This is a genomic window from Williamsia sp. (genome assembly GCF_036566845.1).
Lineage (GTDB): Bacteria > Actinomycetota > Actinomycetes > Mycobacteriales > Mycobacteriaceae > Williamsia.
Window position 1 is genome coordinate 1 of record NZ_DATCVM010000107.1, and the last position, 7082, is coordinate 7082.

Annotated in this window: 4 protein-coding genes; all 4 read right to left on the reverse strand. The window is 63.8% G+C overall.

Going from position 1 to position 7082, the window contains the following annotated elements; translation table 11 throughout:
* A partial coding sequence (locus VIQ49_RS09780) for a DUF262 domain-containing protein (RefSeq protein ID WP_331883820.1) occupies window positions 1–1110 on the reverse strand: 1110 nt, incomplete at its 3' end.
* 237 nt (window positions 1111–1347) lie between these two features.
* Complete coding sequence (locus tag VIQ49_RS09785; RefSeq protein ID WP_331883822.1) at window positions 1348–4614, reverse strand: DEAD/DEAH box helicase; 3267 nt, start codon at window positions 4612–4614, stop codon at window positions 1348–1350.
* Window positions 4615–4720: 106 nt separating this feature from the next.
* On the reverse strand, window positions 4721–6178 hold the full coding sequence (locus tag VIQ49_RS09790; RefSeq protein WP_331883824.1) for an MFS transporter: 1458 nt from the start codon (window positions 6176–6178) through the stop codon (window positions 4721–4723).
* A gap of 142 nt (window positions 6179–6320) precedes the next feature.
* On the reverse strand, window positions 6321–6734 hold the full coding sequence (locus tag VIQ49_RS09795) for a nitroreductase family deazaflavin-dependent oxidoreductase (protein WP_331883826.1): 414 nt from the start codon (window positions 6732–6734) through the stop codon (window positions 6321–6323).
* Window positions 6735–7082: the final 348 nt, after the last annotated feature.

Sequence of the window (7082 nt, forward strand, 5' to 3'; positions counted from 1 at the left end):
ACCGAGGTCTGCGGGCTTCACCAGGGCCGCCAGCGCTCGGACGGTTCCCGTGCTCGCTCCGGGATAGAGGCTGGGACCGGCTGCGGCCGCACACCAAAACCACCGCCGCAATAGTTCACGTTCCCGCTCCCTGAGCACGGAGTGGTGAGCGAATACCCGCGCAAGTACTACCAGCAGGTATTTGTAGGGCAGGAATCCGACGTGTGGCACGCTCGCATCCCTCTGTAAGAATTGGACAGCCAATTCCAAAGCACGCTCCGCGCCCTTGTAGGCGGCACTGACATCCTCATCTGCGAATTCACTGCCGACCCGCCGGTCCGAGTCGAACTCGCCACGAATTTCCCGCATCACATCTGACCCTCTGCGGGCGAGCATCGCCTGGACGATCGTGTTACCGTCCACACGCCCGAACCCTAGATCGGTGGCCAGGTGATCGGCGATGAGATCGACCTCGTTGCGAGTCCCGCCCGGACTCAACGCCGTGAAGACCTCGGCTCGGGTCAGTCGTTTGCCATAACTGTTGAGGCGATCGAAGATGTCACGAAGTACTTCTTCGTCTTCTGATTCGACGATCGACACCGGTATCTTGTACTGCCTGATCCGTTTGGCCACATCAGTGGCCAGGTCGAAGTACTCGTCGGCTTCCGGGTTACGTCGGGACCACGCCAGCAACTGGTGCAGATCAAACAGGACCGGTAGCGGAATCGTCACTCCTCGCGACGACCCGTGGGGAACGATCTCACCATCGGGCAGGGTGAGATCCAACGCGAATCGATCATCGCCGGCACCGCCGACGGTAAGCGCGTTCGCGAGCGTTGTCACACGTTGTTGTCCATCGACCCACCAGTACGCGGACTGCAGCGCAGGAGCATCAATCGTCAACGCGCCAACCCGCAATGTGTCCGCGTGTGCGGCACGTTGCCACAGGAGTAGGCTACCGATCGGGTAACCCTTCACAATGCTGTCGAAAAGCCTGAGTGCATCGGTCTGCCCCCAACGCAGCGGACGCTGAAACTCCGGAACTCGAATCCGCCCGGCAAGGACTTGTTTGACGGCGTCCTCGATGTCGAGGACGTCGGCAGTCGGTGTGGCACCCAATCTGGCACTCATGCGACCTCTTCCTGGTCGCACCCATTGTTGCCTATGCCGCTGACAATCGGTGTCAGGTCAGACGAACACGCAGCACGCCCCGACGCCGCCCGACCGTCCATCACTGGGCCGCAGGCAACAGTTCGCGCTCAACAGCCGGGGCAGCGACCTCGACGGTTGTGCGTCACGCCGATGACGTCTGCGGACTGACAGCCAAACGGACTTGTTGGCTCACGTTCAGCGGCAGGTCGCGCCCGGCTATAGATCATGACCGGTCACGCCCAGCAGCTCCCTGATGTCGTCGACGCCGATCGCGCTACCGAACATCTCCCCCTCATCCATGACCGCGTTGAAGAGTTCGCGTTTGCGGTCCTGCAGCGCAACAACTTTCTCTTCGATGGTTCCCGCCGACACCAGCCGGTACACCGTCACCGGTCGGGTCTGTCCGATGCGGTGCGCGCGGTCGATGGCCTGAGCTTCGGCGGCTGGATTCCACCACGGATCGCAGACGAAGACGTAGTCGGCCTCGGTCAGGTTGAGACCGAACCCACCGGCCTTGAGGCTGATCAGGAACACTTTGCTGATGCCGTCGGTGAACTGCTGGATCGCCTCGGTGCGTTGCCGCGCGTTCATCGACCCGTCTAGATAGCTGTAGGTGATCCCGGCCGCGTCCAGGTGTTCGCGGATAATCCGAAGGAAGCCGGTGAACTGGCTGAAGACGAGTGCGCTGTGGCCTTCTTCGATCAACTCAGGCAGCTGCTCCTCGAGGAACTCGACCTTGGCCGACGGCAGCTCCCTGTTCGTCGGATCCACCAGTCCCGCATGCAGACTCAACTGCCGCAGCATCGTCAACGACCGGAAGATCTCGAACCGGTTCTTCTCCCAGTCACCCAGCAGACCGAGAACCTTCTGCCGCTCGCGCGCGAGTCGCGTGTCGTAGATCGTCTGGTGCGTTTCCAGCAAGACCACCGGCACCACCTGTTCCTGCTTCGGCGGTAGATCGGTGGCGACCTGATCCTTGGTGCGGCGCAACATCATCGGCTTGATCCGACGGCGCAGCGTCGCCAACCGTTCGGGATGGGCACCGCTCTCGATCGGCCGGCGGAAGAACTCCGTGAACCGCTTCGGTTTCGGGAACAGGCCCGGCGCGGTGATCGACAACATCGACCACAACTCCATGAGGTTGTTCTCCATCGGTGTACCGGTGATCGCCAGTTTGAACGGCGCCGTCAACCGTCGTGCACATTGGTGGGCTTTTGCCTTGTGGTTCTTGACGAACTGCGCCTCGTCGAGGATCAGCCCCGCCCAGTCCACGGCTTCGAACACATCAAAGTCGATGCGCAACAACGTGTACGACGTGATCACGATGTCGGCATCGTCCACTCGCGCCTGCAGCGCTTCGCGGCTCTTCGCCTCGGTGGCGGTCACCGCGACCGCGGTCAGGTCGGGGGTGAACTTGGCGCACTCGGCCAGCCAGTTGGCGATGACGCTGGTGGGCGCGACCACCAGGAAGGGTCCAGCCGTCAGGCGTTCTTCGCGGAGTCGCCCGATCAATGCCAGGGTCTGCAAGGTCTTGCCGAGGCCCATGTCGTCGGCGAGGATGCCTCCCAAGCCGTTGTCCCACAGAAAGCTCAGCCAGTTGAGGCCGTCGCGCTGGTAAGGCCGCAGCTCGGCGCGCAGCATGGTCGGTGGTTCGATGTCGGACGGGGGCCGGGCCGCACGCAACCTCGACAGATTTTCCTGCCAGCCGCGGGTCTGCTCGTCAACCGTCCCCAGTTCGAGCAGTTCCTCCCAGAGCGTGACGTTGAACGAGTCCGCCTTCACCTGGCCCGCGTCGAACTCGCCGAGTGCCCGCCCCTCGGCGAGGAGTTCGACGAGCCTGACCAGCTCAGGTGTGTCGAGCGAGAAATACGTCCCGGATGGCAGCAGCATGTGGGTGGCGCCGGACGACAGCTCTCTGATGAGATCGCCGAGCGGAACCTGTTCCCCCTCAACGGTCACGGTAATCTGCAGGTCGAACCAATCGTTGGCCTCAGTCTGCGCATCGGGGGCCGAGAAGCCAAGCTGTGCAGGAGATTCCGACCGACGGTAGTCGGTAAGATCCTCGGTCAGCTCGACAACGATGTCGTCGCGGTCGATGATCCGCGGCAGCACCTCGACGCGAAAACGCGCTGCTTCGACTCCGGACAGGTCGGCGCCGGCGAGCAGCGTGCGCACCGAGGAGGCCTCGGTGGGCTCCTCCCGGGAGTCGCCGCTCCTCGCAACGGCTCCGAGGATGTCGATGTTGCGTTGCCACACATCATCTTCCGCGCGCTTGTTGCGGTAGAAGGACAGGGGCGACCGGGTTGTCGGATCGATGTCGCGTCGATCGTCGTTGACGTAGTACCGGAGGGTCCACCGCGCGCGAAGTCCGACGTCGGTGGTGGACACGGTGAGTACCGCGGTCGGACCGGTGATCTCCGGCGGTTCGAACAACCGGTCGGCGACGCGCACCGGAACGGACGCCTGCAAGCGCGGCAACACATCGTTCATGAAGTGGTCGGCGTCGGCCACCGGGATCTGCGCTGTCAGCTTGCTACCGGCCAGGTCCAGCAGTGACTTCGGCGGAACGGGATCGAACGGTGCGAGCGTCAGCACGCGGTCGCCGGCGCGAAAGACACCATGGGGTTCGGGTTTTCCCAGCATGTACGAGTTGCCGAGATCCCAAGGTTCATCGTCGACGAGCAGGCGCGCGTCGAGGGAGGCCGCCGCAGTCGTGTCCCCCGGACCGATGTCGAGTCCCAGCACCGCCCTCTTCGCGATCTCGACACGATCGGCGAGTGATGAACTGTCTGAGATCAGCCGTACACCCGCGGACACAACGTCTTCGAGGGCCGTCCAGATCGCCGCGGAGGCGGTGGCGAGGTCGAGCTGATCGTGCGGGCTCGAGCTCCGGAGACCGTCGTCAGTCTGTGCAAGATGTTGTAGTGCGCGGAACTGGGCTGCGTCGAACTCGCCGTGGACATCAGGGCCTTCGAGCACACGCCACGAGATACCGGTTCGCACCCACCCGCCGGTGTTGTCGGCCGCCATGGGCCGCGTGCGGACGGACGGGTCCTCGGCGGCCTTGTCCTGTTCGACGACGACCAGCAAGGCGAGTGTTCTGGCCGGAGCGTGTTCGGACTCGGAGATGATCGACGTGGCCACCGACTCCCACGAGGGTGAGTCCCGGTCGTCGCCGTCGGGAGCCGACGCTGCCAGCAGAACCACGACGCAGTGCTTGCAGGACATCCTGACCGGGCAGGTGCAGATGGCGCTGCCGATCGACCAGTCGTCGCCCACCGCGGTGAATCGGACCGTCACGTCAGCCGGTGTGTCGTCGGGTCCGACACACGTCCCGCTCAGTGTCTGGACCGTGCCGCCCTCCCACGTGAGGTCGCGAACCGTCGACTCGGCTCCGTAGCGCTCGCCCCGCTCCACGACGTTGGCGCCGAAGATGGGTGTGAGCCTGTCCGGGGTGATGGTGTGGGCCCAGCTGAAAAGCACCGACTGAGCCTATCTGTTCGCGAAACCGGCGTTGCTGACGGTTGTAGCTCAGTGGTCGGGCGTCGTGGTCTAGCGCTTGCGTTGGCGAACTCGAGCAGGGTCAGCGTCAGTGTTCGTCGGTGGTCCGCGAGTTCGTGAGCATGAGTGCCCCACCGGCGGCGATCACCCCGACGACGACCGCCAGGATCGCGTAAGTGATCTGTTCACCGTGGAAGAACGAGTCGATCAGGCTGCTGCTCCAGGCACCAGCGGGCAGCTGAGTGGTGACCAGCACCGCGATGAGGGTGCCGACCACAGCAGTTCCGACGCTGGTACCGACTTCTTGTGCGGTGTCGTTGAGGGCTGTGCCGATGGAGGTGCGGTTGGCCGGCATCGCCTCGACAAGAGCGACCGCGCAGATCGTCATGACGGTGCGGAGTCCGATAGTCATCACGACCATGCAGACCGCGATGGCGAGGTATCCGTGTTCGACGCTCCAGGACATTCCTGCCAGCGAACCGGCGAGACAAGCCGCTCCGACGAGGCACGCGATCCGGTGGCCGAACCGGGCGCCGAGCCACTCCGAGAGTGGGGTCGCCGCGATCATGGTCACGATGATCGGCAGATTCGCGAGACCGGCCTTCATCGGGCTCCAGCCGTATGCGTACTGGAAGTGCAGGATGAGCCCGAACATGACGCTGGCCATCGCGATCGATGTCCCGATCTGGGCAATGGCAGCGCCTCGGACGGTGCCGACCGAGAACATCCTCAGGTCCAGCATCGGTGCTGTGGTGCGACGTTCGTGCCAGATGAAGGCCACGCCGGCGGCGATGGCGCCGAGGATCGAAGCGACGGTGAGCGCAGAGAGCCAGCCATGTTCGACACCACTCGTCAGCGACCAGCAGGCCAGGCCGATCGTGGCGATGCTCAGCAGTGCGCCGGGCACGTCGAGCCGGTCCTTGGTGAGGTCCTCACGCCGGTCAGCCGCCACCCCGAACCAGACGCCGATGCCGGCGATCAGGGCGATCGGCGCGTTGACGACCAGCAGCCACTCCCAGCTCACATGGGACAACACCGTTCCACCGAGCACCGGGCCGAGAACGAAACCGGACATGCCCACGACGATCATCAACGTCATGGCGCGCATCCGCAGTGTCTTGTCGTCGAACAGCCGGAACACCAGCGAGTTCGTGATCGGTGCCATCGCCGCCGCAGCAACACCGAGCGCTGCGCGCAATGCGATGAGTTCGCCGGTTGTGGTCACGGCCAGCACGAGCAGGCTCACCAGACCGAAGAAGCCAAGCCCGATCAGCAGTACCCGCCGGCGACCGAACCTGTCAGCGACCGAACCAGCAGTCAGCAACAGCCCACCGAAGGTCAACGAGTAGGCACCGGTCACCCACTGCAGATCCGTGGTTCCGCTCCCGAGGTCGCGCCCGATGGTCGGCAAGGCGATCGACAGCAGAGTGTTGTCGACCATCTCGACGAAGAATGCCAGGCACAGTGCGGCCAGCGGAATCCACGCCGCAGCGAGGGAAGTGTAGGTGCGCGACGATGCGGTGGTCGCTGTGGTGGTGATGGACATGAGTGGTCTCCTAGCCGGCGTTGATGTACCTGACGCTAGGAGCCGGGACTTTCATAGACCTGCCATGAAGCTGTCGTGCACTGTCACCAGCGGTCCGGCACGAGGCCAGGTGACATGGGCTGGAGCCCGCCTGGTCGTCGAGCTATCGGAGGATGACGCGGAGCACTTTCTTGTCGGCATCGAGCCGAGTCCCTCGAAGCGCTTCGACCTCGGACGACATGACCACACTGGGTCGGTCGAGGCTGTAGCTGCGTCCGCGGTACCGCACTCGAGCGTGACCGGCAGCAAGGACGTTCTGCACCCAGTCCGATCGGGATCCGTAGTTGAGGACCACCCACAGGGTTGGTCCTGAGACGAACACCATGACCGGCGTCTTGTATCGCTGGCCGCTCTTGCGTCCGACATGGTCGATCACAGCCATGTGCGGAGCGTGCCCAGCCCACAGCCGGACTACGTGATTCGTGACTTGATTGTTGAATCGCGCGATGACTCGCATCCGATTCTCCCCCAGCGATGCTGCGATCCACGCTGCGAAGCCGGCAACTCTCGATGACATGGTCACGACGCCCCCCGGTGTCCGGTGTCTCACCAAGAAGTGTGGGCGCCTGAACCTGGGTGCACATCGGTGATCACCCTGACATCGAGGAGAGCACGCCTCCGCAGTGCGCCGGTGAAAGTCGGGCTAGCGCCTTTTCGTCCCTTTGAGGGGTCACCAAGGGCATATGTCCCTTGGTGGGTGGTGTGGGGCCTGATTGTGCCCGCAGACTGCAAAATACCCCGTATCCGCAGTCCGGGGACTGTGAATACGGGGTATCCGCAAGTTGTGTTCGGCGGTGTCCTACTCTCCCACACTGATTAGGGTGCAGTACCATCGGCGCTGGTAGGCTTAGCTTCCGGGTTCGGA